Annotated in this window: 27 protein-coding genes and 1 pseudogene; 14 read left to right on the top strand and 14 right to left on the bottom strand. The window is 59.3% G+C overall.

The genetic code is table 11. The features are described 5' to 3' along the window. Positions 1-23: 23 nt before the first annotated feature. Positions 24-674: an HAD family hydrolase gene (locus ACX3YD_RS16370; protein ID WP_103405389.1), complete on the bottom strand. Its 651-nt coding sequence runs from the start codon at positions 672-674 to the stop codon at positions 24-26. Positions 675-718: 44 nt separating this feature from the next. Continuing rightward, positions 719-1264 (bottom strand): gamma carbonic anhydrase family protein, encoded by a 546-nt coding sequence (locus ACX3YD_RS16365; protein WP_103405388.1) that lies wholly within the window; start codon positions 1262-1264, stop codon positions 719-721. 88 nt (positions 1265-1352) lie between these two features. On the opposite strand from ACX3YD_RS16365, the gene prlC reads away from it, so the two are divergent. Next, the gene (gene prlC, locus ACX3YD_RS16360; protein WP_458960510.1) at positions 1353-3404 is read left to right on the top strand and encodes an oligopeptidase A; all 2052 of its coding nucleotides are present in this window, start codon (positions 1353-1355) and stop codon (positions 3402-3404) included. Beyond that, the gene (locus ACX3YD_RS16355; RefSeq protein WP_103405386.1) at positions 3401-3688 is read left to right on the top strand and encodes a YheV family putative zinc ribbon protein; all 288 of its coding nucleotides are present in this window, start codon (positions 3401-3403) and stop codon (positions 3686-3688) included. Before prlC ends, ACX3YD_RS16355 begins: the two co-directional genes overlap by 4 nt. A 45-nt stretch (positions 3689-3733) precedes the next feature. Here ACX3YD_RS16355 and ACX3YD_RS16350 read toward each other — a convergent pair whose 3' ends face one another. From ACX3YD_RS16350 to ACX3YD_RS16340, 3 genes are all read right to left on the bottom strand, one after another. Then, entirely contained in the window at positions 3734-4378 is a 645-nt protein-coding gene (locus ACX3YD_RS16350; RefSeq protein ID WP_458960509.1) for a phosphatase domain-containing protein, read from the bottom strand. Between the two features lie 118 nt (positions 4379-4496). Beyond that, positions 4497-5027 carry a hypothetical protein gene (locus ACX3YD_RS16345; protein WP_458960508.1) on the bottom strand — a complete coding sequence of 177 codons (531 nt, stop codon included), beginning with the start codon at positions 5025-5027 and terminating at the stop codon, positions 4497-4499. A gap of 99 nt (positions 5028-5126) precedes the next feature. Continuing rightward, positions 5127-5426, bottom strand: a complete 300-nt coding sequence (locus ACX3YD_RS16340) for a hypothetical protein (protein ID WP_103405383.1) — start codon at positions 5424-5426, stop codon at positions 5127-5129. 207 nt (positions 5427-5633) lie between these two features. Between ACX3YD_RS16340 and ACX3YD_RS16335 the strand changes: the two genes are divergently transcribed. Together ACX3YD_RS16335 and ACX3YD_RS16330 are read left to right on the top strand one after the other, a co-directional pair. Continuing rightward, entirely contained in the window at positions 5634-6692 is a 1059-nt protein-coding gene (locus ACX3YD_RS16335; protein WP_103405382.1) for a PA0069 family radical SAM protein, read from the top strand. Positions 6693-6706: 14 nt separating this feature from the next. Continuing rightward, a pseudogene (locus ACX3YD_RS16330) lies at positions 6707-7498 on the top strand (solute carrier family 23 protein); the annotation flags it as partial. Positions 7499-7616: 118 nt separating this feature from the next. On the opposite strand, the gene ACX3YD_RS16325 reads toward ACX3YD_RS16330, so the two are convergent. Continuing rightward, positions 7617-8258, bottom strand: a complete 642-nt coding sequence (locus ACX3YD_RS16325) for a hypothetical protein (protein ID WP_103405381.1) — start codon at positions 8256-8258, stop codon at positions 7617-7619. 370 nt (positions 8259-8628) lie between these two features. On the opposite strand from ACX3YD_RS16325, the gene coxB reads away from it, so the two are divergent. The 4 genes from coxB to ACX3YD_RS16305 all read left to right on the top strand — a co-directional run bounded on the left by coxB (position 8629) and on the right by ACX3YD_RS16305 (position 13028). Further along, complete coding sequence (coxB, locus tag ACX3YD_RS16320) at positions 8629-9756, top strand: cytochrome c oxidase subunit II (RefSeq protein ID WP_047535858.1); 1128 nt, start codon at positions 8629-8631, stop codon at positions 9754-9756. Positions 9757-9838: 82 nt separating this feature from the next. Beyond that, positions 9839-11425 carry a cytochrome c oxidase subunit I gene (gene ctaD / locus ACX3YD_RS16315; RefSeq protein WP_047535857.1) on the top strand — a complete coding sequence of 529 codons (1587 nt, stop codon included), beginning with the start codon at positions 9839-9841 and terminating at the stop codon, positions 11423-11425. 135 nt (positions 11426-11560) lie between these two features. Continuing rightward, positions 11561-12115 carry a cytochrome c oxidase assembly protein gene (locus tag ACX3YD_RS16310; RefSeq protein ID WP_047535851.1) on the top strand — a complete coding sequence of 185 codons (555 nt, stop codon included), beginning with the start codon at positions 11561-11563 and terminating at the stop codon, positions 12113-12115. A gap of 25 nt (positions 12116-12140) precedes the next feature. Further along, positions 12141-13028: a cytochrome c oxidase subunit 3 gene (locus tag ACX3YD_RS16305; RefSeq protein ID WP_047535850.1), complete on the top strand. Its 888-nt coding sequence runs from the start codon at positions 12141-12143 to the stop codon at positions 13026-13028. Between the two features lie 50 nt (positions 13029-13078). On the opposite strand, the gene ACX3YD_RS16300 is transcribed toward ACX3YD_RS16305, so the two are convergent. Then, a complete protein-coding gene (locus tag ACX3YD_RS16300) occupies positions 13079-13282 on the bottom strand; it encodes a twin transmembrane helix small protein (protein ID WP_103405380.1) in 204 nt (67 codons plus the stop codon). 72 nt (positions 13283-13354) lie between these two features. Between ACX3YD_RS16300 and ACX3YD_RS16295 the strand changes: the two genes are divergently transcribed. From ACX3YD_RS16295 to ACX3YD_RS16275, 5 genes are read left to right on the top strand one after another with little or no spacing between them, the layout of a single operon-like run. After that, a complete protein-coding gene (locus tag ACX3YD_RS16295; protein ID WP_458960507.1) occupies positions 13355-14095 on the top strand; it encodes an SURF1 family protein in 741 nt (246 codons plus the stop codon). After that, positions 14061-14654, top strand: coding sequence for a hypothetical protein (locus ACX3YD_RS16290; RefSeq protein WP_103405378.1), 594 nt, complete (start codon positions 14061-14063; stop codon positions 14652-14654). The genes ACX3YD_RS16295 and ACX3YD_RS16290 overlap by 35 nt, the downstream gene beginning before the upstream one ends. A 10-nt stretch (positions 14655-14664) precedes the next feature. Continuing rightward, on the top strand, positions 14665-15738 hold the full coding sequence (locus ACX3YD_RS16285) for a COX15/CtaA family protein (RefSeq protein ID WP_103405377.1): 1074 nt from the start codon (positions 14665-14667) through the stop codon (positions 15736-15738). Then, complete coding sequence (cyoE, locus tag ACX3YD_RS16280; RefSeq protein WP_458960506.1) at positions 15726-16625, top strand: heme o synthase; 900 nt, start codon at positions 15726-15728, stop codon at positions 16623-16625. The genes ACX3YD_RS16285 and cyoE overlap by 13 nt, the downstream gene beginning before the upstream one ends. After that, on the top strand, positions 16622-17257 hold the full coding sequence (locus tag ACX3YD_RS16275) for an SCO family protein (protein WP_047535832.1): 636 nt from the start codon (positions 16622-16624) through the stop codon (positions 17255-17257). Before cyoE ends, ACX3YD_RS16275 begins: the two co-directional genes overlap by 4 nt. A gap of 107 nt (positions 17258-17364) precedes the next feature. Here ACX3YD_RS16275 and ACX3YD_RS16270 read toward each other — a convergent pair whose 3' ends face one another. The 3 genes from ACX3YD_RS16270 to ACX3YD_RS16260 all read right to left on the bottom strand — a co-directional run bounded on the left by ACX3YD_RS16270 (position 17365) and on the right by ACX3YD_RS16260 (position 19894). Continuing rightward, a complete protein-coding gene (locus ACX3YD_RS16270) occupies positions 17365-18138 on the bottom strand; it encodes a MetQ/NlpA family ABC transporter substrate-binding protein (protein ID WP_047535829.1) in 774 nt (257 codons plus the stop codon). 74 nt (positions 18139-18212) lie between these two features. After that, positions 18213-18887: a methionine ABC transporter permease gene (locus ACX3YD_RS16265; protein ID WP_047535826.1), complete on the bottom strand. Its 675-nt coding sequence runs from the start codon at positions 18885-18887 to the stop codon at positions 18213-18215. After that, on the bottom strand, positions 18887-19894 hold the full coding sequence (locus tag ACX3YD_RS16260; protein ID WP_458960505.1) for a methionine ABC transporter ATP-binding protein: 1008 nt from the start codon (positions 19892-19894) through the stop codon (positions 18887-18889). The genes ACX3YD_RS16265 and ACX3YD_RS16260 overlap by 1 nt, the downstream gene beginning before the upstream one ends. Positions 19895-20103: 209 nt before the next feature. Here ACX3YD_RS16260 and katE point away from each other — a divergent pair, with 209 nt between their 5' ends. Then, entirely contained in the window at positions 20104-22242 is a 2139-nt protein-coding gene (katE, locus tag ACX3YD_RS16255) for a catalase HPII (protein WP_458960504.1), read from the top strand. Between the two features lie 105 nt (positions 22243-22347). Here the strand turns inward: katE and ACX3YD_RS16250 are convergent, their stop codons facing one another. From ACX3YD_RS16250 to zur, 4 genes are read right to left on the bottom strand one after another with little or no spacing between them, the layout of a single operon-like run. Next, a complete protein-coding gene (locus ACX3YD_RS16250; protein ID WP_103405373.1) occupies positions 22348-23067 on the bottom strand; it encodes a PA5502 family lipoprotein in 720 nt (239 codons plus the stop codon). 37 nt (positions 23068-23104) lie between these two features. Continuing rightward, positions 23105-23893, bottom strand: a complete 789-nt coding sequence (znuB, locus tag ACX3YD_RS16245; RefSeq protein WP_090327107.1) for a zinc ABC transporter permease subunit ZnuB — start codon at positions 23891-23893, stop codon at positions 23105-23107. Further along, the gene (gene znuC / locus ACX3YD_RS16240) at positions 23886-24671 is read right to left on the bottom strand and encodes a zinc ABC transporter ATP-binding protein ZnuC (protein ID WP_103405372.1); all 786 of its coding nucleotides are present in this window, start codon (positions 24669-24671) and stop codon (positions 23886-23888) included. Before znuC ends, znuB begins: the two co-directional genes overlap by 8 nt. After that, positions 24671-25153, bottom strand: coding sequence for a zinc uptake transcriptional repressor Zur (zur, locus tag ACX3YD_RS16235; RefSeq protein ID WP_103405371.1), 483 nt, complete (start codon positions 25151-25153; stop codon positions 24671-24673). The genes znuC and zur overlap by 1 nt, the downstream gene beginning before the upstream one ends. Positions 25154-25214 lie beyond the last annotated feature (61 nt).

Raw genomic sequence — 25214 nt, 5'->3', positions numbered from 1 at the left:
GCAAGCCCGCGAAGGCCGTTTGTCTAACGCCGCAAAAACGCCTGATGCATGTCATCCAGGGTTTCAAAATGATAGGTCGGCGCCTCGGCGCTCAGTTCTTCCCGACTGCCAAAGCCATAACCGACAGCCGCCGCGTCCATCCCATTGCTCCGCGCACCGATCAAATCGTGCTTGCGGTCACCGATCATCAGGGTATTGGCCGGGTCCAGGCCTTCTTCGGCGATCAAGTGAGCGATCAGCTCGACTTTGTTGGTACGGGTGCCATCCAGTTCGCTGCCGTAAATCACCTTGAAGTGCCTGGCGAAATCGAAATGCCGGGCGATTTCCCGGGCGAACACCCAGGGTTTTGACGTCGCAATGTAAAGCTGTCGCCCTTGTCCGCCGAGGGTTTCCAGTAGCGGCGTGACACCGTCGAAAACGCGATTCTCGTAGAGCCCGGTCACTTTGAAGCGCTCCCGGTAAAAATTGACCGCTTCCCAGGCCCTGGCCTCATCGAAGTCGTAGAACTGCATGAACGCTTGTAACAACGGCGGGCCGATGAAGTGTTCGAGTTTGCTAAGGTCGGGCTCATCGATGCCCAGTTTGCCCAGGGCAAACTGAATTGAACGGGTGATGCCCTCACGGGGGTCGGTCAAGGTGCCATCGAGGTCGAACAAAACGGTCTGGTAATGCATGAAAATTCCTGGGCAATCGTGGGAGGCTGTCCGTTATCCGGGGCTCAAAGCTGGTCGTAGCCTTCGGCCAGATGCAGATCCTTGAGCTTCACGTAGTTCGCCGCGCTGTAGGTGAAAAAGGCTTGCTCCTTGTCAGTCAGCGGCCGGACTTGCTTCACCGGGCTGCCCACATAAAGGAAACCGCTTTCCAGGCGTTTGCCCGGTGGCACCAGGCTGCCGGCGCCGATGATCACATCGTCGGCGACCACCGCACCGTCCATGACAATACTGCCCATGCCGATCAACACCCGGCTGCCCACGCTGCAGCCGTGCAGCATGACCTTGTGGGCGATAGTCACGTCATCGCCGATCAGCAATGGGAAACCCTCGGGGTTGAACGGCCCGGCATGGGTGATGTGCAGTACGCAGCCGTCCTGCACGCTGGTGCGCGCACCGATGCGGATGCGGTGCATGTCGCCACGGATCACCGTCAGTGGCCAGACGGAGCTGTCTTCACCGATTTCGACGTCGCCAATCACCACCGCCGAACGGTCGACAAAAGCGCCTTTGCCAAGCAGCGGCGTGTGGTTCTGATACTTGCGAAGGGACACGATAGGTTCTCTCTCTGTCGCTGATAGCTGCGGTGAGTGTCGATTGTAATTAAGATGGCTGCATGTTTCTCCAGCCAAGGTATCAACCGTGAGCGTGAACAACCCTCTCTTGCAGCCCTACGACCTGCCGCCGTTCTCCACGATCCGTGCCGAACACGTGCAACCGGCCATTGAACAGATCCTGGCTGACAACCGTGCCGCCATTATCGAGATCCTCAAAACCCAGGGCAAACAGCCGACCTGGGCTGGGCTGGTACTGGCAATGGACGAGCTCAACGACCGCCTCGGCGCTGCCTGGAGCCCGGTCAGCCACCTCAATGCCGTGTGCAACAGCGCCGAACTGCGCGAGGCCTACGAGTCCTGCCTGCCGGCCCTGAGCGCCTACGCCACTGAATTGGGCCAGAACCGCGAACTGTTCCAGGCCTTCGAAGCCCTGGCCAACAGCCCGGAAGCCGCCGGTTTCGACGTGGCGCAGAAAACCATTCTGGAACACTCCCTGCGCGATTTCCGCCTGTCGGGTATCGACCTGCCGGAAGCCGAGCAAAAGCGTTATGCCGAAGTGCAGAGCAAGCTGTCCGAACTGGGCAGCCGCTTCTCCAACCAGTTGCTCGACGCCACTCAGGCCTGGACCAAGCACATCACCGATGAAGCCGCCCTCGCCGGCCTGACCGACTCGGCCAAGGCGCAAATGGCTGCTGCAGCCCAGGCCAAAGACCTGGACGGGTGGTTGATCACCCTGGAGTTCCCGAGCTACTACGCGGTAATGACCTACGCCCAAGACCGAAAATTGCGCGAAGAAGTCTACGCCGCCTACTGCACACGTGCGTCGGACCAAGGCCCGAACGCCGGTCAGAACGATAACGGCCCGGTGATGGAACAAATCCTCGATCTGCGTCAGGAGCTGGCAAAACTGCTGGGCTTCACCAGTTACTCCGAGTTGAGCCTGGCCACCAAAATGGCCGAATCCAGCGATCAGGTCCTGAGCTTCCTGCGTGATCTGGCCAAGCGCAGCAAACCGTTTGCCGTCCAGGACCTGGAGCAGCTCAAGGCTTACGCGGCGGAACAAGGCTGCCCGGACCTGCAAAGCTGGGACAGCGGTTTCTACGGCGAAAAACTCCGCGAACAGCGCTACAGCGTGGCCCAGGAAGCCCTGCGTGCCTACTTCCCGATCGATAAAGTGCTGAGCGGGCTGTTCGCTATCGTGCAACGCCTGTACGGCATCGAAATCGCCGAACTCAAAGGCTTCGACACCTGGCACCCGGACGTGCGCCTGTTCGAGATCAAGGAAAACGGTCAGCACGTCGGCCGCTTCTTCTTCGACCTCTATGCCCGAGCCAACAAGCGCGGCGGCGCCTGGATGGATGGTGCGCGCGACCGTCGTCGTACCGCTGGCGGCGTTCTGCAAAGCCCGGTGGCCAACCTGGTGTGCAACTTCACCCCGGCCGACAGCGGCAAACCTGCCCTGCTGACCCACGATGAAGTGACCACCCTGTTCCACGAATTCGGTCATGGCCTGCATCACCTGCTGACCCGGGTCGAGCACGCTGGCGTGTCCGGCATCAATGGCGTGGCGTGGGATGCAGTCGAGTTGCCAAGTCAGTTCATGGAAAACTGGTGCTGGGAACCTGAAGGCCTGGCGTTGATTTCCGGCCACTATGAAACCGGCGAGCCACTGCCTCAGGACCTGCTGGGCAAAATGCTCGCAGCGAAAAACTTCCAGTCCGGCCTGATGATGGTGCGTCAACTGGAGTTCTCGCTGTTCGACTTCGAACTGCACGCCACCCACGGCGACGGTCGTGGCGTGCTGCAAGTGCTCGAAGGCGTGCGCGACGAGGTGTCAGTCATGCGTCCACCCGCCTACAACCGCTTTCCCAACAGCTTTGCGCACATCTTTGCCGGGGGTTACGCAGCGGGGTACTACAGCTACAAGTGGGCTGAAGTGCTCTCGGCCGACGCCTTCTCGAAATTTGAAGAAGAAGGCGTGCTCAACGCCGACACCGGTCGCGCGTTCCGCGAGGCCATACTGGCGCGTGGAGGATCCCAGGAGCCGATGGTGTTGTTCATCGATTTCCGTGGTCGTGAGCCATCGATTGACGCACTCTTGCGTCACAGCGGCTTGAGTGAGGACGCAGCAGCATGAGTGAGGGTCCAGTGGTAACAAAACGACGCTTTATCGCCGGTGCGGTTTGCCCGGCTTGCAGCGAGCCGGACAAATTGATGATGTGGAACGAGGATGGCGTGCCGCACCGCGAATGCGTGGCCTGCGGTTACTCCGACACACTGAATGAACAAGGCTTGTCGGTACCCAAGGAGTTGGGCACCCGGGTCAACACCCCCGCCTTGAAAGCACCGGATGCCAAGGTTCAGGCAGTGCAGTTCTTCCCGAACCCGAAGCTGAAGAAAAAGTCAGACGAGCAACACTGAGTGACATGAACCGCCTTCCACTGCGCAATGCAGTGGAGGGCAGGGTTACTCGACATGTGCCGACTTGAACCAACTTTTCATCGAACACGCCGCGAACGGGCTAGTGCTGCAATCGCCGTTGGCCAGCGCGGTGCGAAGTTTGTCGACATCGGCCTGCATCATGTAACGAATACCGTCCTTGAAGTGGGTGCTGTCACCAAAGCCACCATGGGTCATTTCGTTCAGTGCGTCTTCCTTGCTCCAGCCCTGCACCACAACCCGATACATGGCCGCGATCAAACCGGTTCGGTCAGATCCATGCTTGCAGTGCATCAAAACCGGACCTTTGGCTTCGGCGGTTTGAATGGTGCGCAGGGCCTTGATGATGTCTGCGTCATCCACATGGTTTGTGCGATAGGGCAGTTGTACCTGGGCGATACCGGGTGTCGACAACCAGCTTGAATCCGGCTCCGGAAGAAAACTGATCACGGTGCCGATCTTGAGTTTTTCCAGAAGCGAAACAGCGCCACTGTCGGGCAGTGCGCTGCGATAGAGCGTCGGGCTCATCTGAAAGAGGTTGTACTGCACCTCGACCGGTTGCGCCCACTCCGGCGGACGAGGCAAAGCCGTGTCATCCGCGAAGGCCGGTGTAAGGTTGAAAAGTGCAACAAGCGATAGGCACATCGCCGGAAAAATGCGCGGTAGGGGCATGCTCGGTTGACCGTTCAGGGAGAGACTGGATGTTGATGTCTTATGTTCAGCCCTGAGCGGTCAAAGGCCCGTGAGGCAGGTGTCAATGAAACGTGAAATATGCGCGGATCAGCTGAATTTACAATCTCAATTTGATGAACGCTTTTATCAGGTTTTCCAGGCCGGGGGTTTCATTGACAGCTGGGCCGGAATCGGGATTGATCCTTCTTACGGAGAAACTTTCACCCTTATCAGAAGAAGTGGCGTTCAAAAGATAATTGAATTCCGGTTGCTCAAAATCTTCCAGGTCCAACACACTAACTAGCACCAGAAGTCTTTTATCCTCGACAGGAGTGACTTCAAGAAAAACTCCACTATCGGAGCTGATTGCTGTCTGATCACGAAACTCCAGCGCGAGCCGAGTAATCACATTTATATCTTTCTCATCAATGCTGCCATCCGCAACAACATTTATGTTGGACCAGGGATCAAACTGCAGAGAGTATTCTTCTGTATCGTTCGGATTAAAATTCAAAACCGTGACTGTTTCTTCAGCAAGATCTGCGTAATCAGCACCAGATGGCTTCCTCAGAATTTTTAGAACTATTTTATTACTTTCCGGTGTTTCTATTCGCTGTAAGAACACACCCGTGCTTGCGGGATTCCACATGATGGACTTCCTTATCTGCAGCTGCGCACAGCTCGTGTGCGCAGCATGCCACTCCACCTTCGGCAACTGAACGTGCCGACAGTGACTGGCAATCATGAATCAGGGACGAACGATATTTGCATAGGCTTTGGCGAGTGCCAGCAATCTGGCCCTGTCGTCATTATCGATATCGCCATCACCATCTACATCTTTGGCGTTGCCAATACTGAAAGATTGGCCACCGTCAGTAGAGGATGCAATGAAAATGGTGGAATCAAGCAACTTTTCAGTGATCGCTCCTTCTTCATCCTGTGCAGGCTCTTTCAGAGCGAATTGCATGGAAACCAGCACTTCATCCGGATCGACTACGGTCGGGCCAAGTTTCTGAAGAAAAATACCACGACGATTGAAATACGACATTATTAAATCCTTTTAAGCGATATCCATAATTAGGGTTTGCTGCAAAAAAATAATACCGATACTTATTGCCTGCAAACCAGACTACATATGTATCTATTAATTACCACACTCTGGCTTATATAATTAAAACAGAAAAATGCCGAACGGCACTGGTCGACCACGGCGCAGCGATATACTGTATGTGCGTACAGCTAACAGGATGCCCCCATGCAAACGCCATTGCCCCCCCGTGGCCGCGGCACCGCGACCAACCCGCACAATCGCTTCGCCCCCAATCGTTCGGTGGCCGAGGACGACGGCTGGTATCAGGAAGTGCCGATCACGCAAGGCACCGAGGTGCGCATCGAGACGGCGAAAACCATCATCACCCGCAACAATTCGCCAGATCTGCCCTTTGATCGTTCGATCAATCCTTACCGCGGATGCGAGCACGGTTGCATTTATTGCTATGCACGACCGAGCCATGCCTATTGGGACATGTCCCCGGGACTGGATTTCGAAACGCGCCTGATCGCCAAGACCAACGCCGCTCAGGTGCTGGAGGAACAACTCTCCAAGCGTGGCTATCAATGCGCGCCGATCAATCTTGGCTCCAACACCGACCCGTATCAGCCGATCGAGCGCGAACACAAAATCACCCGCCAAACCCTGGAAGTGCTGCTGCGTTATCGCCACCCGGTGACCATCATCACAAAAGGTTCGTTGATCCTGCGCGATCTGGACCTGTTGGCCGAACTCGCCCGGCAGAGACTGGTGGCGGTGATGATCAGCCTGACCACCCTGGATGACGAACTCAAACGCATCCTTGAACCCCGAGCGGCGGCGCCCAAGGCCCGGCTTCGCGCGATCAGGGTCATGCGTGAGGCGGGAATTCCGGTGGGAGTGCTGTGCTCACCGATGATTCCCATGATCAACGACAGCGAACTCGAAAGCCTGCTGACCGAGGCCCATGCGGCCGGAGCACAGAGTGCGGCGTATATGATGCTGCGCTTGCCGCTGGAGGTTGCACCGCTGTTCGAGGAATGGCTGGGCGCTCATTACCCGCAACGGGCGGCTCATGTCCTGAGCCTGATTCGCCAGAGCCGTGGTGGTGAGTTGTACGACAGCCGTTTTGGCGCACGGATGCGCGGCGAAGGTCCCTTTGCCGACCTGTTGGCACAGCGCTTTTCCAAAACCATCAGGCGCCTGGGGCTTGATCAACGGGGAGGGTTTAACCTGGATTGCGAATCCTTTTGCCCGCCAGGTCGCCAAATGTCATTGATTTAAGGACGATTGACCTATTGCTGAGTATTGGGAAAGCGCTCGCCGGCATCGGGGTATTGATCGTCCTGTCACAGGTGCATGTGATGCTCGATGCCGCGCCCAGGCCTTCGGAACTGGATAACCTGGCTGATCCCGCCCTGCCGATCGCCGCGTTTGCCGTGACCTTTATCGCCAGCGCCGAAACCCTGTTGTCCGCCGCCGCAGTAGACCGCATGCACAGTGGTCAGCGTTCGGATTTCGATCGCGAACTGTCGGCACAAGGAATCGGCAACACGCTCTGCGGACTGCTTGGCGCATTGCCGATGACCCGCGTGATCGTTCACAGCTCAGCCGATGTGCAAGCCGGAGCCACCACACGGTACTCGACGATTTTCCAAGGACTGTGGCTGCTGGCGTTCGTGATGCTGCTGTCGAGCGTGCTGCAAAGCATTCCCGTGGCAAGTCTGGCCGGCGTGCTGATCGGCTTTGGCTTGACCCTGGCCAAACTGGCCTGGAAAGCCTCACGCTTGAAGGTCAGCCTGATCGACCTGCCCAAAGAGGAAGAAATGGAGTTGCGGCTGGTGGACGCGGCCACCTTTCTCAAAGTGCCGGCGCTGACCCGGATACTCGCCAGCATTCCTGACGACGCGACGGTGCATGTGCCGCTCAATAATCTGAGCTACATCGATCATGCGTGCCTGGAGCTACTGGAGGAATGGGGTCGGGCGAATGTGGCGAAGGGCTCGAAGTTCTTGATCGAGTCCCGGGGATTGAAGCGCCGGTTGGAGGGACGGGTACGGACCAACACCGGCATAGGTGCATCGGGCTGAATACCCCTGCAGGAGCGAGCTCGCGATGGGCAAAAGAATACCGCGGGGTGTCAGGATGCCCGCGTAACCGTTGTCGACCATCGCGAGCAGGCTCGCTCCTACAGTGGACGGAGGTGGATCAGGCTTCCAGCTCCAGGCCCACGCCCAGGCGGCGGGACATGCACGGCCAACGCTTCCACGCGGCGCCGGTGTCCGGGCTGCTGAGCTTCTCGCGGTAGGCCTCTACCGACTCCAGAGCGAAACTCTCTTCGTTGAGCATCTCGTCGAAAGCGTGATGCACCGCCTCGTCCAGTTGGTTGGCGAATTCCTCACCGATCAATTGGTGGGCAATCAGGTTGGCGACAGTCATGTCCAGGGGGATCAGTGGCTGGCCAAAATGCTTGATGTACAGGTCATTGACCTCTTCGACAAACCGATGCGCCAGGTAGGCCTCGTCCAGCAGGCTGTCGAGCCCGACGTGCCCGGCCATGATCGCCGGTGGCTGGAGGAAATACTGCTCGGCGATTTTCAGCACCGGTTTGATCTGTGACTCGATACCCGCTTCCCTGGCGACTTCATTGGCTGCGTCCAGCAGATCGGGCACTTCGTCGATGTAGGCGGCGACAAAACGTGTCAGTACCCCATTGGCATCCGCCTCCGGCAATTGGATCGCCGGATGCAAGCGAGGCAGTTTGCTTTCCAGCTGACGCGTCAGCAGGCCGGTTTCGGATTCGTGTTGTTGGGCTTTTTGGATCTGCTCGCGCAATGCGGCGGTGTTCATGAAAACTCCAGGAAACAAGGCAATGAAATAGGGAAGACATAACTTAGCTGGCTTACGAAAAATGCTAAGACGCATTTGTCATAATTATTTCATCCTTGAGACACCTGCGTTATATCGATTTGCCACCACTCGTCTGCATCCTTCTCCTTTCGTGGCCTGCAACGCAAGTTAATGCTGTTTCAGATCATTTACGCCTTCGCATTGCGAGGTGAGAGTCGCTGTCTATACTCGGACTTGAATGGAGTTAGCTGATGACGCCCGACTGCAAATGCAGCAAGGCCCGGCGATTCAAGTTCGTAGTCTGATGCAGCCGCTCCCTTGCCGCAGGTGAAAGCCGGCGGGATAACAAGAACGATAAGGGGAACCCGCAATGATGCGACATCCACATGTCTGGATGGGCCTCCTGTTGTGGTCGATTTTCAGCCAGGCGCAAGCCGCCTGGACTGTGAATATGGCGCCTGGAGCGACTGAAATCAGTCACGCTGTATTTGACCTGCACATGACCATTTTCTGGATCTGTGTGGTGATCGGCATCATCGTCTTTGGCGCCATGTTCTGGTCGATGATTCTGCACCGCCGCTCGACCGGGCAGGTGGCCGCAAAATTCCATGAAAGCACCACCGTCGAAATCCTCTGGACCATCGTGCCCTTCATCATTCTGGTGGCCATGGCGGTTCCCGCGACGGCGACCCTGATCAAGATGTACGACCCCAGTGAGCCGGATATCGATATCCAGATCACCGGTTATCAGTGGAAGTGGCATTACAAATACCTGGGCCAGGACGTCGAGTTTTTCAGCAACCTGGCCACCCCCGCCAACCAGATCCACAACAAGGAAGCCAAGGGCGAGCATTACCTGCTTGAGGTCGACAAGCCGTTGGTGCTGCCGATTGGCGCCAAGGTGCGCTTCCTGGTGACATCCGCCGACGTGATCCACTCCTGGTGGGTGCCGGCCTTTGCGGTCAAGCGCGATGCGATCCCGGGGTTCGTCAACGAAGCCTGGACCCGCGTCGACAAACCCGGCATCTACCGTGGCCAGTGCGCCGAGCTGTGCGGCAAGGATCACGGCTTCATGCCGATCGTGGTCGAGGTCAAGGAAAAGGCCGATTACGACAAGTGGCTGGCCGACCGCAAAGCCGAAGCCGCTCAGCTTAAAGAACTGACCAGCAAGGAATGGACCCTCGACGAGCTCAAGGAGCGCGGCGACAAGATCTATCACACCACGTGCGTAGCCTGTCACCAGGCCGAAGGCCAGGGACTGCCGCCCATGTTCCCGGCGCTCAAGGGCTCGAAAATCGCCACCGGACCGAAAGAGGCTCACCTGAGCCTGGTCTTCCACGGCAAGCCAGGCACCGCCATGGCGGCGTTCGGCAAGCAGCTCTCGGAAGTCGATATCGCGGCGGTCGTGACCTACGAACGTAACGCCTGGGGCAACAACAAGGGCGACATGGTCACTCCTAAAGAAGTGCTGGAGCTGAAACAGGCGGAAAGCAAATGACCCGGTCTATTGCGCATGTAAGGAACCGGTCGGGGCACAGTGCCCCGGCCTGCCCAGCCCATCTGTTGACAGGAGACAGGCCATGAGCGCCGTTATCGATGACCACGGTCATGCCGACCACGCCCACGGCCCCGCCAAAGGCCTGATGCGCTGGGTGCTGACCACCAACCACAAGGACATCGGCACGCTGTACCTGTGGTTTGCCTTCACCATGTTTCTGTTGGGTGGTTCGTTCGCGATGGTGATTCGCGCCGAATTGTTCCAGCCAGGCCTGCAAATCGTCGAACCGGCGTTCTTCAACCAGATGACCACCATGCACGGTCTGGTGATGGTGTTCGGTGCGGTGATGCCGGCGTTTGTCGGCCTCGCCAACTGGATGATCCCGCTGATGATCGGCGCACCGGACATGGCCCTGCCACGGATGAACAACTTCAGCTTCTGGCTGCTGCCGGCGGCGTTCATCCTGCTGGTCTCGACCCTGTTCACCCCCGGTGGCGGACCGAACTTCGGCTGGACCTTCTACGCCCCGCTGTCAACGACCTATGCACCGGAAAGCGTGACGTTCTTCATCTTCGCCATCCACTTGATGGGGATCAGTTCGATCATGGGCGCGATCAACGTGATCGCCACCATCCTCAACCTGCGCGCCCCCGGCATGACGTTGATGAAAATGCCGCTGTTCGTCTGGACCTGGCTGATCACCGCGTTTCTGCTGATTGCGGTGATGCCGGTACTGGCCGGGTGCGTGACGATGATGCTGATGGACATCCATTTCGGCACCAGCTTCTTCAGCGCCGCCGGTGGCGGTGACCCGGTACTGTTCCAGCACGTGTTCTGGTTCTTCGGCCACCCCGAGGTGTACATCATGATTCTGCCGGCCTTCGGCGCCGTCAGTTCGATCATCCCGACCTTCTCGCGCAAGCCGCTGTTCGGCTACACCTCGATGGTCTACGCCACGGCGAGCATCGCGTTCCTGTCGTTCATCGTCTGGGCGCACCACATGTTCGTAGTCGGCATTCCGCTGGTGGGCGAGCTGTTCTTCATGTACGCCACGCTGTTGATCGCGGTGCCGACGGGCGTGAAGGTGTTCAACTGGGCCAGCACCATGTGGCAGGGCTCGCTGACCTTCGAGACACCCATGCTGTTTGCCGTGGCGTTCGTGATCCTGTTCACCATCGGCGGTTTTTCCGGGTTGATGCTGGCCATCGCCCCGGCGGACTTCCAGTACCAGGACACCTACTTCGTGGTCGCGCACTTCCACTATGTGCTGGTGCCAGGGGCGATCTTCGGGATCTTCGCCTCGGCCTACTACTGGATGCCGAAATGGACCGGCCACATGTACGACGAAACCCTCGGCAAGCTGCATTTCTGGCTGTCGTTCATCGGCATGAACATGGCCTTCTTCCCGATGCACTTCGTAGGGCTGGCCGGCATGCCGCGCCGGATTCCGGACTACAACCTGCAATTCGCCGACTTCAACATGGTGTCGTCGATCGGCGCGTTCATGTTCGGCGCCACGCAGATCTTCTTCCTGTTCATCGTGATCAAGACCATTCGCGGCGGCCCGCCGGCACCGGCCAAACCGTGGGATGGGGCCGAAGGCCTGGAGTGGAGCATCCCGTCGCCGGCGCCGTATCACACCTTCACCACGCCGCCGGAAGTGAAATGAACGTAACCCCTGTAGGAGCGAGCCTGCTCGCGAAAAACCTGAGAGCGCCGCGGAGCATCAGGCTTGCAGCGTTATCGTTGACGACCATCGCGAGCAGGCTCGCTCCTACAGGGGGCCCGGTTGCGGGTTGGAACCATGGCTGACTCGATTTCGATGAAGAAACTGGTCACCCGCCTGCTATTGGTGGTGGTAGCGATGTTTGTCTTCGGCTTTGCCCTGGTGCCTATCTACGACGTGATGTGCAAGGCATTCGGCATCAATGGCAAGACCGCCGGGCAGTATGAGGGCGAGCAAACGGTCGACACCTCGCGGCAGGTTCGCGTGCAGTTTCTGTCGATGAACAACGCCGACATGCCGTGGGAGTTCTATCCCAAGGGTGATGATCTGGTGGCCCATCCGGGGGCGGTGAACGAGATGATCTTCATCGCGCATAACCCCACCGACCGCCCGATGAGCGCCCAGGCCGTCCCGAGCATCGCGCCCAGCACTGCGGCGGCGTATTTCCACAAGACCGAATGTTTTTGCTTTACCCAGCAAGTGCTGCAGCCCGGTCAACGGATCGAGATGCCGGTACGTTTCATCGTTGACCGTGACATGCCCAAGGATGTGAAGCACCTGACGCTGTCCTACACGCTGTTCGATATCACCGCCCGACATCCACCGGTAGTCGTTGCGAACACTGGCGGTTGAGCGTGCCCGATAAGGAGAACAATCAATGGCAACTCATGAACATTATTACGTTCCCGCCCAGAGCAAGTGGCCGATCATTGCCACGCTCGGCATGCTCACCACCGTGTTCGGCCTGGCCACCTGGTTCAACGACCTGAAAGCTGCGCGGCCGGAATCACATGGTCCGCTGATCTTTTTCGTCGGTGGCCTGCTGTTGGCCTACATGTTGTTCGGCTGGTTCGGCGCGGTGATCAAGGAAAGTCGCGGCGGTCTGTACAGCCCGCAGATGGATCGCTCGTTCCGCTGGGGCATGAGCTGGTTCATTTTCTCGGAAGTGATGTTCTTCATCGCCTTTTTCGGCGCGCTGTTTTATGTGCGCCACGTCTCCGGCCCGGCTCTGGGTGGCGAAGGCGCCAAAGGCATCGCCCATATGCTGTGGCCGAACTTCCAGTTCACCTGGCCACTGCTGAACAATCCGGACTCCAAACTCTTCCCGCCGCCCAAGGAGGTCATCAGCCCCTGGGGCCTGCCGCTGCTCAATACCGTGTTGCTGGTGAGCTCCAGCGTGACGGTGACGATCGCCCACCACGCCTTGAAGAAAGGCCATCGCGGCGCGCTGAAACTCTGGCTGGCGATCACCGTGCTGCTCGGTTGCGCGTTCCTGACCTTCCAGGCCGAAGAATACATGCACGCCTACCACGAACTGGGCCTGACCCTGGGCTCGGGCATCTATGGCGCCACGTTCTTCATGCTCACCGGCTTCCACGGTGCCCACGTGACCATCGGCACCATCATCCTGTTCGTGATGTTGATGCGGATCATGCGCGGGCACTTCGACGCCGATCACCAGTTCGGCTTCGAGGCGGCGAGTTGGTATTGGCACTTCGTGGACGTGGTGTGGATCGGACTGTTCGTTTTCGTCTACGTGCTTTAAGAGCAGCTATAAGCCGCAAGCTGCAAGCCTCAAGTTGGAAGCGCTTGAAGCTACCACGGAACGTGGGACACCAACTGGCCGCTGAAGAAGCCCCAGGCGATCAAGCCGACGGTGGTGGCGGCCAGTGCAACACGGACACTCAAGGCAATGACGAGGCGGTTCGAGCTGCTGTCGTCCTTGACCAGAAAAAACAGGCCGCTGAACAGGCTGACAACCGTGGCAATCAGCATCAGGACGATGGCTGCTTTGAGCATGGGTAAGACTCCGGGGGGACAAGCGATGCACTTGAGTATAGCTATCGCGATGACCGACTTTCTGGCGACGCCATGAAGCGCTTCCGGCCGGGCATCGTGCCGACACTGGTGGTGGCGCTGTTGCTGCCGCTGCTGGTGTCCCTGGGGTTCTGGCAATTGAGCCGGGGCGCCGAGAAAAGCGCGCTGCTGCAAAGCTACACCGAGCGCCGGGCCGCCGAGCCGATGGCCAGCACCGAGCTGCAACACACCGCAGACCCGGCCTTTCGCCGCGTGCGCCTGCACGGCCAGTTCGATGCCGCCCACAGCCTGCTGCTGGACAACCGCCAGCGCGACGGCAAAGTCGGGGTCGAGCTGCTGCAACCGTTTCAGGATCAGGCAACAGGGCTCTGGCTGCTGGTCAACCGCGGCTGGCTGCCATGGCCGGACCGGCGCACACCGCCTCAATTCACCACCCCTGCCGAGGCCTTGAGTCTCGACGCGTGGGTCTACGTCTCCCCCGGCGCGACCTTCCAGCTCCATGCCGATCCCAACTCAACGACCTGGCCTCAACTGGTCACGGCGGTTGACCCGGCAAAACTCTGGTCAGCGCTCGAGCGCGAAGGGTTCGCCTACGAATTACGCGAGGAAAGCGGCCCCGCGTCCTACCAGGCTGACTGGCCGGTGGTCGCCATGGGCCCGGAAAAACACATCGCTTACGCCGTGCAGTGGTTCGCCATGGCGATCGCCCTGTTCGGCCTTTATCTCTACCTCGGCTGGCACAACGCAAAGGAGAAACACCATGGGAGCGGCCATGAATCCACCCAGCATGTCTGAGGCGAAAACGCCGGCGAGTCGGCGCAAGGGTCGCTTGCAGTTGCTGTTGATCCTGCTCGGGGTGATCGGTCCGATGATCCTCGCCACCGGCATGTACAAACTGCAGTTCTGGGTGCCGGAGGGCCGCAGTTATCACGGCGAACTGATCGGCAACGGCCAGACTCGCGCCGACATCGGCGTGCAGGCGCAGGAGGACCGCTGGCAGATGCTGGTCACCGCGCCGAAGGATTGCGCATTGGACTGCCAGCAGTTGGTGTATCTGGCACGGCAAATCCAGATCGGCCTCGGTCGCGATGCCTCTCGCGCCAGCCATGCACTCGCGGCCGCCCAACCGTTGACGTCCGAGTACGACGCCAAACTGACTCGGGAATATCCGCAGCTGCAGCGCTATCCGCTGGATTTGAGCACTTTCAGTCATTCGAACGGCGACAAGACCACGCCGCAACTGTGGATCATCGATCCACACGGCAATCTGGTGCTGCGCTACGACCCGTCGGTCAAGGGCAAGGACTTGCTCAACGACCTGCGCCACCTGCTGAAACTGTCGAACATCGGATAAGGGCATCGTCATGGCCAAACCTGGATTTCGCCTCGCGCTGTTTGCCACCTTGCTGGCGCTGATTGTGGTGTTGCTCGGCGCCTATACCCGCCTGACCCACGCCGGCCTCGGCTGCCCGGACTGGCCCGGCTGCTACGGCTTTATCAGTGTGCCGAAAAGCGAAGCCCAGCTGGCCCATGCCGAATTGCATTTCCCTGACGCTCCAGTCGAGGCCCACAAGGGCTGGAACGAGATGATCCATCGCTACTTTGCCGGCACCCTCGGCATGCTGATCTCGGTACTGGCCGGACGCGCCTGGATCAATCGCCGGCATCCGGGACAACCGCTGAAGCTGCCGTTGTTCCTGCTGGCGGTGGTGTTCGGCCAAGCGGCGTTCGGCATGTGGACGGTGACGCTCAAGCTCTGGCCGCAAGTCGTCACCGGACATTTGCTGGGCGGTTTTGCCACGCTGAGCCTGTTGTTTCTGCTGACCTTGCGCCTGTCCGGCGTACTGCCGGCGCTGACCGTGCCACGACGCTTGCAACACTGGGCGACGGCCGGGTTGCTGCTGGTGATCCTGCAAATTGCCCTCGGCGGCTGGGTCAGTTCCAACTACGCCGCCGTGGCCTGCATCGACTTCCCGACCTGCCACGGTCAATGGCTGCCCCCGGCGGACTTCGCCAACGGTTTTCACCTGACCCAACACATCGGCCCGAATTACCTCGGCGGGCAACTGGACAGCGATGCCCGCACCGCGATTCACCTGACGCACCGCATCGGCGCGTTGCTGGTGACCCTCGTGCTACTGGGTCTGGCGTGGCAACTGAAGGCGGTCGGCATGACGCGCCTGGCGGGCCTGGTACTGATCGCTCTCGCCGCACAAATCACCCTCGGTATCAGCAACGTGCTGTTTCATCTGCCCCTGCCAGTGGCCGTCGCGCACAACGCCGGGGGCGCTGCGCTGCTGCTGACCATGGTGTTGGTCAATTATCACGCCCGCACCAGCCTGATTCGGGTCAAGCAACCGGCTCGCTGGCGCTTCAGTCCGCGTAAACAAACAGCCGGGCCCATAACAATAAAAGGAGAGATGCCATGGCGATTCTGATCGGCGAACGTCCCAGTCAGGCGATCTGGCGTGACTACCTGGAGCTGACCAAACCGAAAGTGGTGGTGCTGATGCTCATCACCTCACTGGTGGGGATGTTCCTCGCGACCCGCGCCGGTGTGCCATGGACCGTGTTGCTGTTCGGCAATCTGGGAATCGCCCTGTGCGCGGGCGGTGCGGCAGCGGTCAACCATGTGGTGGACCGGCGCATCGATGCGGTGATGGCCCGCACGCACAAACGGCCACTGGCTGAAGGCCGGGTGACACCGGCCGCCGCGCTGACCTTTGCCCTGGTGCTGGCGGTGCTCGGCCAGGCCTTGCTGCTGGCCTTCACCAATGCGCTGACGGCCTGGCTGACCCTCGCCTCCCTGCTCGGCTATGCCGTGGTGTACACCGGTTTCCTCAAGCGCGCGACGCCGCAGAACATTGTCATCGGCGGGCTGGCCGGTGCCGCTCCGCCCTTGCTCGGCTGGACCGCCGCCACCGGTCATGTCAGCGCCGAACCGCTGTTGCTGGTCCTGATCATCTTCGCCTGGACCCCGCCACACTTCTGGGCCCTGGCCATTCACCGCAAAGAGGAATACGCCAAGGCTGATATTCCGATGCTGCCGGTGACCCATGGCGAGCATTACACCAAGGTGCATATCCTGCTTTATACCGGCGCGCTGCTGGCCGTCAGCCTGATGCCGTATGTGATTCACATGAGTGGCCTGCTCTACCTGATTTGCGCCATCGGACTGGGCGCCCGATTTCTGCAATGGGCGGTGGTGCTGTACCGTGGCACTCGGCCGCACGCGGCGATCAACACCTTCAAGTACTCTATTTACTACTTGTTTCTGCTGTTCATCGCCCTGCTCGTTGACCACTACTTATTGTTGAATCTATGACTCGAACCCAGAAAACCGTCTTCATCCTCGTCGCCCTGATCGCGCTGGTCCTGGGCCTGACCATCAACAAAGTGCTGTCGGGCAAAGGCCAGGGCGACCCGACGGCGCTGATCGATGCGGGAATCATCCTGCTGCCGCAAAGCCGCAGTCTGCCGAGCGTGACGATGACCAATCAGGACGGCCAACCGGTCACGATCAACGAGTTGAAAGGCAAATGGAGCCTGCTGTTCTTCGGCTACACCTTCTGCCCGGACATCTGCCCGACCACCCTCGCCCAACTGCGCCAGATCAAAAGCGAACTGCCGCCCGAGGCGGTGGACAAGTTGCAGATCATACTGGTCAGCGTCGACCCGAATCGCGACACGCCCAAGCAGCTCAAGCAGTACCTGGGCTACTTCGATCCACAGTTCATCGGCCTGGCCCCGGCATCGGTCGAAGAACTGCAAAAAGTCGCCAATGCCGTGAGCATCCCGTTCATTCCGGCGGACACCAGCAAACCGAACTACACCGTCGACCACAGCGGCAACCTGGCGGTGATCGGACCGGACGGGACACAGCGCGGTTTTATCCGGGCGCCGTTGAACAACCAGAAACTGGTGGCGCAATTGCCGGTGATGTTGAAGCGTCAGTGAGAACACCACGGAACCTGTAGGAGCGAGCTTGCTCCCACAGAGTCCGTTTTTCAGGCATAAAAAATGGGGCGCATTCAATGCGCCCCATTTTTTGTTAACACTTCAGATCAGAACGCCGGCACTACCGCGCCTTTGTACTTCTCGAGAATGAACGCTTTCACTTCCGGGCTGTGCAGCGCAGCAACCAGTTTCTTCATCGCATCGCTGTCCTTGTCGTCCGGACGGGCCACGAGGATGTTCACGTAAGGCGAGTCGCTGCCTTCGATGACCAGTGCATCCTTGGCCGGATCGAGTTTGGCTTCCAGGGCGTAGTTGGTGTTGATCAGGGCCAGGTCGACCTGGGTCAGCACGCGCGGGATGGTCGCGGCTTCCAGTTCACGGATTTTCAGGTCCTTGGTGTTCTCGGTGATGTCCTTGACGGTCGACAGGATGTTGTTCGAATCCTTCAACTTGATCAGGCCAGCCTTCGCCAGCAGCAGCAAGGCGCGACCGCCGTTGGTGGCGTCGTTCGGGATCACCACGTTTGCGCCGCCCGGCAGATCTTCCAGTTTTTTATGCTTGCTGGAGTAGGCGCCCAGCGGCTCCAGGTGTACACCGGCTACCGAAACCAGGTTAGTGCCCTTGGCCTTGTTGAATTCATCGAGGTACGGCTGGTGCTGGAAGAAGTTGGCATCCAGGCGTTTTTCCGCGACCTGCACGTTCGGCTGGATGTAGTCGGTGAAGACCTTGACCTTCAGGTCCACGCCTTCTTTGGCCAGGGCCGGTTTAACGAATTCGAGGATTTCCGCGTGTGGAACCGGGGTCGCCGCAACCGTCAGGGTGTCGGCAGCGTGAGCGGAAAAAGCTGCAACGGCAGCGAAGGCGACGAGTAGTTTTTTCATTCAGCTAACTCCTTGTGGGTACTCGCTGGCGACGCCTGAAACCAGCGCCTGCCAGCCAATGGCCAGTTCATTGATCATTTACGGGAAAAGTGGACAACCAGTTTGTCGCCGACGGTTTGCAGTACCTGAACCAGTACCAGCAGTAAAATCACGGTGACCACCATTACATCAGTTTGAAAACGCTGGTAACCGAAACGAATCGCCAGGTCACCCAGCCCACCCGCACCGACCACACCCGCCATCGCCGTGTAGGACACCAGTGTAATCGCTGTCACCGTAATCGCCGCGAAGATGCCCGGACGGGCTTCAGGCAGCAACGCATTGGTGATGATCTGCCGCGTCGTCGCGCCCATGGATTGGGTCGCTTCGATGATGCCGCGATCCACTTCACGCAACGCGGTTTCCACCAGTCGCGCGAAGAACGGCGTGGCGCCCACCACCAGTGGCGGAATCGCACCGGCGACACCCAGGGAGGTACCGGTGATCAACACGGTGAACGGGATCATCACGATCAGCAAAATGATGAACGGCAGCGAGCGCAGGATGTTCACCACCAGCGACAACATCGCGTAGATGCCTTTGGCTTCCAGCAACTGACGCGGGCTGCAGAGGAACAACAACACACCCAGCGGCAGACCCAACAATACGGTGAACAACAGCGAACCACCGAGCATCAGCAAGGTGTCACCGGTGGCCAGCCAGATTTCGAACCAGTCGATATTGGCGAAGAAACTTGTCAGGGCTTCCATTAACGCAGCACCTCCATGTGGACGTCGGCGGCGCTGAAGCGGGCGAAGGCCGCCTCCATGTCACCACCGGTCACGGCCAGGGTCAGTTGCCCGTAGGGAATGTCTTTGATGCGATCGATACGACCGGCGAGGATGCTGTAGTCCACCCCCGTTTCCCGCGCGACGGTACCCAGCAGCGGCGCGTAGGTCGCTTCGCCCTGGAAGGTCAGACGCAGGATGCGCCCCGGTACGTGAGCGAAATCATCGCGCTGTTCGCCTTCGTCGATTTGCTCGTCTTCTTGCACGAAGCGCTTGGTGGTCGGGTGCTTCGGATGCAGGAACACCTCGGCCACCGAGCCTTGCTCGACGATCACGCCAGCGTCCATCACCGCCACCTGGTCACAGACGCGACGGATCACATCCATCTCATGGGTAATCAGCACAATGGTCAGCTTCAGCTCGCGATTGATTTCGGCCAGCAATTGCAGAACCGAGGCCGTGGTCTGTGGGTCCAGGGCACTGGTGGCTTCGTCGCACAGCAGGATTTTCGGCTTGGTCGCCAGGGCGCGGGCAATGCCGACACGCTGCTTTTGACCGCCAGACAATTGCGCCGGGTACTTTTTGGCGTGGTCGGACAAACCGACCCGGGCCAGCAATTCGGCCACACGCCGATCAATGTCAGCACGCGACAGCTCACCGGCCAGGGTCAGTGGCAGCGCGACGTTGTCGGCAACGGTCTTGGACGCCAGCAAATTGAAATGCTGGAAGATCATCCCGACCTGTTGACGGAAACGGCGCAAACCGTTGGCGTCGAGCGCCGTGACTTCTTCGCCGTCGACGATGATCTTGCCGCCACTGGAGTTTTCCAGGCGATTGATCAGGCGCAGCAGGGTACTTTTTCCCGCACCGGAATGGCCGATCAGGCCAAAGACCTGACCGTTCTCAATCGTCAGACTGGTCGGGTGCAGGGCGGGAATTTCCTTACCGGCGACGCGGTAGGTTTTATGGACGTTTTGAAACTCGATCACGTAGCGAACCTTGTGGGGCGCGTTAGAAAAGGATCAGCGGTTAGCCGGGCGCGCATTTTAGCCTGTCCGTATAGAGGTTCTTAGCATTTATTTCGCATTCAACCAGCCATTTGGCAATAACGCGATCAAAGGTCAGATAAAAGGAACGGTCAAAAACGTCATCAGTCACTACTAAGGCCACTCGAAAATAGCCCGAGGAGTTATGCCTGATGAGTACCAAGAAGCCTGCCGCCCCCAAGAGCGCACTGGCCGGGACCGATACCCTGGACCGCAGCAATACCAACGCCAAACTCGATAGCCTGGAAAAATTCCGCTCCGACGCCACCGATCAGGCCTTGCGCACCAATCAGGGCGTGAAGGTGGCGGATAATCAAAACACCCTGAAGGCCGGGGCCCGCGGGCCTTCGCTGCTGGAAGACTTCATCATGCGTGAAAAAATCACGCACTTTGACCATGAACGTATTCCCGAGCGCATCGTTCACGCTAGGGGCACGGGTGCCCATGGCTACTTTCAGTCCTACGAAAACCATAGCGTGCTGACCAAGGCGGGTTTCCTGCAGGACCCAAGCCAAAAAACGCCGGTATTCGTTCGTTTTTCCACCGTGCAAGGCCCTCGTGGATCGGGCGACACGGTCCGGGATGTACGAGGCTTCGCGGTGAAGTTTTTCACCGACGAAGGCAACTTCGATCTGGTGGGCAACAACATGCCGGTGTTTTTCATTCAGGACGCCATCAAGTTTCCTGACTTCGTGCACGCGGTGAAACCCGAACCTCACAATGAGATACCCACCGGCGGCTCGGCCCACGATACGTTCTGGGACTTTGTCTCGTTGCAACCGGAATCGGCGCACATGGTGATCTGGGCCATGTCCGACCGGGCGATCCCGAAAAGCCTGCGCAGCATGCAGGGGTTCGGCGTTCACACTTTTCGCCTGATCAATGCCGAAGGAAAATCACGCTTCGTCAAATTCCACTGGCGTCCTACGGCCGGGACTTGTTCGCTGGTGTGGGATGAAGCGCAGAAACTGGCGGGCAAGGACACCGACTACCACCGTCGCGACCTCTGGGAATCCATCGAGATGGGGGACTACCCGGAATGGGAGCTCGGCGTACAGGTGATCGAAGAGGAAAACGAACACGCTTTTGACTTCGATATCCTCGACCCCACCAAACTGATTCCGGAAGAGCTGGTACCCATCACACCGCTGGGCAAAATGGTGCTCAATCGCAACCCCGATAACTTCTTTGCCGAAACCGAGCAGGTCGCTTTCTGTCCGGGCCACATTGTGCCGGGAATCGATTTCTCCAACGATCCGCTGCTGCAAGGACGGCTGTTTTCCTACACCGATACGCAGATCAGCCGACTCGGCGGACCGAACTTTCACGAGATTCCCATCAACCGTCCGGTCACGCCGTTCCACAACGGCCAGCGGGATGCGCTACACCGCACCACGATTGATAAGGGCCGCGCATCCTACGAACCAAACTCAATCGACGGCGGCTGGCCGAAAGAAACACCACCCGCCGCGCAGGACGGCGGTTTCGAGACGTATGCCGAACGCATCGACGCCAACAAGATTCGTCAGCGCAGCAAGTCGTTCAGCGACCACTTCTCCCAGGCACGGCTGTTTTTCCACAGCATGAGCCAGCATGAGCAGGAGCACATCATCTCGGCGTACAGCTTCGAGCTGGGCAAGGTTGAACGGGAGTTCATCCGCGCACGGCAAGTGAACGAAATCCTCGCCAACATCGACCTGGAACTGGCCAAGCGTGTGGCGCAGAACCTCGGCTTGCCGGCACCGAAGGCCGGAACGGTCGCTGTGCCGAAAATTTCTCTGGAGCGTTCGCCTGCCCTGAGCCAGGCCAATCTGCTACCGGGCCATATCAAGACGCGAAAAGTCGCCATCCTTGCAGCCAACGGTGTCGATGGTGCGGCCATTGATGCCATGAAGAAAGCGCTGGAAGCGGAAGGTGCGCACGCCAAACTGCTTGGCCCGACTTCCGCCCCCGTGACGACCGCCGATGGCAAGGCATTGCCAGTGGATGCATCCATGGAAGGTTTGCCTTCCGTAGCGTTCGACGCCGTGTTCGTGCCCGGCGGTGCAGCGTCGATCAAGGCCTTGAGCGCGGACGGCGTAGCCCTGCATTACCTGTTGGAGGCTTACAAACACTTGAAGGCGATTGCGCTGCAGGGCGAGGCGAAGCAGTTACTGGATGTGTTGAAACTGGAAGCCGACGCGGGGTTGATCGTCGGCGTGGATGCCAAGCTGATCAAGCCGTTTTTTGCGGCCATCGGGCAGCATCGGGTTTGGGACAGGGAGCCGAAGGCCAAGGCTGTTCCGGCCTGAAGATTTTTAGCGATAGAAAGGCCGTCATCGAGAGCAAGCTCGCTCCTACCGTTGATTTGCAATGAACACAAATCAAACGTGGGAGCGAGCCTGCTCGCGATGCTTTTAAGGTTTTTTGCGAGGGCTGAGCACCATTTGCGCCGGAACGCTGCGCAGGATCTGCCGCTCCAGCTTCAGGTCGAACTCCGGATCGAGTTTCTTCACCCGCTTGCTCAGCAAATTCGCCAACCAGGGGTAATCATCAGTACGCGGAGCCTGAATGCTCACATCACACTGAAAATTCACCACATCGGCGGCGATAGCGTCCAGTTGTCGACGTAATTTGCCCATATCGTTGATATTCAGCGCAACCGTGGTGCTTTCAGCCGTGGGGTCTATGACCTTGGCTTTTGGCTGGGCTTCGGCCGCCTTGAGAGCAGCTTCGGCCTTTTCCAGTTCAGCCTTGCGCGCCTGGGCGATGGCGCCATTGACCCCACCGGTCAGCGCTGGGGCCTTGGGCATCAGCGCTCGAGCGCGACTCAGAGCAGTGGCTGCGGCGTTTACATCACCTTTTTGCAACACGATCTGACTGCGCATCAAATAGGCTTCAGCCAGTTGACGCTGATATTGCTCAAGGGATTGATCGTTGGGCGATTCGGCCTGCAAGGCAGCCAGTTGATCTTCCGCCGTGGCCAGTTCGCTGCTGGCCAGACTTTGCTCAAGCTGTGCAATGGCGGCGGCCCGCGCATCGGGGGCTTCGGTGGCCGCCGGTGGCGTGCTTTGGCAAGCGCCCAGCAGCACGGAAAATGCGACAAGGAGCAGATAACGGGAGGCGAACGACTTCATTCCTGCGACTCTCTATTTGCGCAAAAAACGAGCAAGTCTACACCCCTCGACGGGGCAGAACAAAACTCAGCAGAAACAGCGCGGCGGCCGCCACCACAATTGACGGGCCGGCCGGGGTGTCCTTGAACCAGGACAACGCCAATCCGCCACACACGGCGAGTATGCCCAGCAGGCTCGCACCCAGTGCCATCTGCTCCGGTGAGCGGGCGTGACGCTGTGCCGCAGCCGCCGGGATGATCAGCAACGAGGTGATCAACAACACACCGACGATTTTCATCGCCACGGCAATCACCACGGCGATCAACAGCATCAGCGCCATGCGTAATCCGGCTACGGGCAAGCCCTCGACCCTGGCCAGCTCCTCGTGCACGGTAATGGCCAACAACGGCCGCCACAAGGCTACCAGCAGCGCCAGAACGGCCGCGCTACCACCCAGGATCCAGGCCAGATCGGTCGGGCTGATCGCCAGCAGGTCGCCGAACAAATACGCCATCAGGTCGATCCGCACTTCGTGCATGAAGCTTAGTACCACCAGGCCCAGAGAGAGCGTGCTGGGTGCAAGAATTCCCAAAAGCGTGTCAGACGCCAGCGGCTGACGCTGTTGCAAAGTCACCAGCAACACCGCCAACAGCAAGCAGCCCACGGTCACCGCAACGGTCGGACTGACATCCAGCAAAAACCCCAACGCCACGCCCAGCAGGGCCGCGTGGGACAAGGTGTCGCCAAAATAAGCCATGCGCCGCCAGACTACGAAGGAACCCAGAGGCCCCGCGACTACCGCCAGGGCCAGACCTGCAAGCAGGGCGTAGAGCAGAAAATCAGCCATGCTTGCAGCTATCTCCATGGACATGGGTATGGCCCGATCCGGGCGCCTTGACCACCGAGCCATGCAGATCGTGGGCGTGGTCGTGATGGTGGTGATAAATCGCCAGGCTTTGTGCGTTTTTTCCGAACAGCTCGACGAAGGCCGGATCGCCGCTGACTTGCTCAGGGTGACCGGAACAGCAAACGTGGCGATTGAGGCAAACCACCTGGTCAGTGGTGCTCATCACCAGGTGCAGGTCGTGCGACACCATCAACACCCCGCAACCGTGGCGGTCACGCAATCGGGTAATCAAACTGTAGAGTTCGGCCTGACCGGCCACATCGACACCTTGCACCGGTTCGTCGAGCACCAGCAGTTCCGGCTCGCGCAACAAGGCCCTTGCCAACAAGACACGCTGCATTTCACCGCCGGAAACACTTTGCACCGGGCTGTCGATCACCTGCCCGGCACCGACTTCCTTGAGGGCCGCCAGGGCCATCGCGCGGTCCACGCCCGGCACCAGACGCAAGAAGCGCAGAACCGAGAGCGGCAGTGTCGGATCGACGTGAAGTTTTTGCGGCATGTAACCGATGCGCAGTTTCGGCTTGCGCCAGACGCTGCCACTGTCCGGTTTCAACAGACCGAGCACAGCGCGCACCAACGTCGTCTTGCCTGCGCCATTGGGGCCGATCAATGTGACGATCTGGCCCGGTTCGACGCTCAACTCGATGTTATCCAGCACACTTTGCCCGGCAAACGTGACGGCAACCTGCTCGAGGCGGATCAGCGCGTTGCTCATCAAGCCCCCTGACAACCTGAGCAAAGACCAATCACTTCGACGGTCTGGCCTTCGACGACGAACCCGACATCCTGGGCGCTGGCGATGATCGCGTCGCTGATGGACTTCTGTTCGAGCTCGATCGCCGCGTGACAGGCGCGGCAAATCAGGAACTGGCCCTGATGCGCGTGCTCCGGGTGATTGCAGCCGATGAAGGCGTTGAGCGAGGAGATCCGGTGAACCAGGCCGTTCTCCAATAGAAAATCCAGCGCCCGGTACACGGTCGGTGGCGCGGCGCGGCGGCCGTCCTGCTCACTCAGCACCGCGAGAATGTCGTACGCGCCCAGCGGTTTGTGGCTTTGCCACACCAGTTCCAGCACTCGCCGGCGCAAGGCGGTCAAGCGCAGGCCCTGGCGCGCGCACAGCGCATCGGCCTCGGACAAAGCGCTGTGAACGCAATGAGAGTGGTCGTGGGGACGGCTGGCAATCGGTGTTTTAGGCATGAGCGGCGACGCGTATGGTGAGAGACGTTATTATGTTACCCGTTCTCGCCTCTTCGAGTGG

This window comes from Pseudomonas fluorescens group sp. PF-1, from assembly GCF_054481335.1.
This window is presented reverse-complemented; position numbering and strand designations above follow the sequence as displayed.

Excerpts from the sequence above, each read along its gene's own strand:
- ACX3YD_RS16345 (WP_458960508.1), bottom strand. The coding sequence starts at position 5,027 with ATGTGGAATCCCGCAAGCACGGGTGTGTTCTTACAGCGAATAGAAACA.
- ACX3YD_RS16310 (WP_047535851.1), top strand. The coding sequence starts at position 11,561 with ATGGCTGACTCGATTTCGATGAAGAAACTGGTCACCCGCCTGCTATTG.
- ACX3YD_RS16290 (WP_103405378.1), top strand. The coding sequence starts at position 14,061 with ATGGGAGCGGCCATGAATCCACCCAGCATGTCTGAGGCGAAAACGCCG.
- ACX3YD_RS16285 (WP_103405377.1), top strand. The coding sequence starts at position 14,665 with ATGGCCAAACCTGGATTTCGCCTCGCGCTGTTTGCCACCTTGCTGGCG.
- znuB (WP_090327107.1), bottom strand. The coding sequence starts at position 23,893 with ATGGCTGATTTTCTGCTCTACGCCCTGCTTGCAGGTCTGGCCCTGGCG.
- ACX3YD_RS16305 (WP_047535850.1), top strand. The coding sequence starts at position 12,141 with ATGGCAACTCATGAACATTATTACGTTCCCGCCCAGAGCAAGTGGCCG.
- coxB (WP_047535858.1), top strand. The coding sequence starts at position 8,629 with ATGATGCGACATCCACATGTCTGGATGGGCCTCCTGTTGTGGTCGATT.
- ACX3YD_RS16335 (WP_103405382.1), top strand. The coding sequence starts at position 5,634 with ATGCAAACGCCATTGCCCCCCCGTGGCCGCGGCACCGCGACCAACCCG.
- ACX3YD_RS16270 (WP_047535829.1), bottom strand. The coding sequence starts at position 18,138 with ATGAAAAAACTACTCGTCGCCTTCGCTGCCGTTGCAGCTTTTTCCGCT.
- ACX3YD_RS16340 (WP_103405383.1), bottom strand. The coding sequence starts at position 5,426 with ATGTCGTATTTCAATCGTCGTGGTATTTTTCTTCAGAAACTTGGCCCG.
- ACX3YD_RS16300 (WP_103405380.1), bottom strand. The coding sequence starts at position 13,282 with ATGCTCAAAGCAGCCATCGTCCTGATGCTGATTGCCACGGTTGTCAGC.
- znuC (WP_103405372.1), bottom strand. The coding sequence starts at position 24,671 with ATGAGCAACGCGCTGATCCGCCTCGAGCAGGTTGCCGTCACGTTTGCC.
- ACX3YD_RS16250 (WP_103405373.1), bottom strand. The coding sequence starts at position 23,067 with ATGAAGTCGTTCGCCTCCCGTTATCTGCTCCTTGTCGCATTTTCCGTG.
- zur (WP_103405371.1), bottom strand. The coding sequence starts at position 25,153 with ATGCCTAAAACACCGATTGCCAGCCGTCCCCACGACCACTCTCATTGC.
- ACX3YD_RS16275 (WP_047535832.1), top strand. The coding sequence starts at position 16,622 with ATGACTCGAACCCAGAAAACCGTCTTCATCCTCGTCGCCCTGATCGCG.
- ACX3YD_RS16265 (WP_047535826.1), bottom strand. The coding sequence starts at position 18,887 with ATGGAAGCCCTGACAAGTTTCTTCGCCAATATCGACTGGTTCGAAATC.
- ACX3YD_RS16325 (WP_103405381.1), bottom strand. The coding sequence starts at position 8,258 with ATGAACACCGCCGCATTGCGCGAGCAGATCCAAAAAGCCCAACAACAC.
- ACX3YD_RS16355 (WP_103405386.1), top strand. The coding sequence starts at position 3,401 with ATGAGTGAGGGTCCAGTGGTAACAAAACGACGCTTTATCGCCGGTGCG.
- ctaD (WP_047535857.1), top strand. The coding sequence starts at position 9,839 with ATGAGCGCCGTTATCGATGACCACGGTCATGCCGACCACGCCCACGGC.
- ACX3YD_RS16295 (WP_458960507.1), top strand. The coding sequence starts at position 13,355 with ATGAAGCGCTTCCGGCCGGGCATCGTGCCGACACTGGTGGTGGCGCTG.
- ACX3YD_RS16370 (WP_103405389.1), bottom strand. The coding sequence starts at position 674 with ATGCATTACCAGACCGTTTTGTTCGACCTCGATGGCACCTTGACCGAC.
- ACX3YD_RS16350 (WP_458960509.1), bottom strand. The coding sequence starts at position 4,378 with ATGCCCCTACCGCGCATTTTTCCGGCGATGTGCCTATCGCTTGTTGCA.
- katE (WP_458960504.1), top strand. The coding sequence starts at position 20,104 with ATGAGTACCAAGAAGCCTGCCGCCCCCAAGAGCGCACTGGCCGGGACC.
- cyoE (WP_458960506.1), top strand. The coding sequence starts at position 15,726 with ATGGCGATTCTGATCGGCGAACGTCCCAGTCAGGCGATCTGGCGTGAC.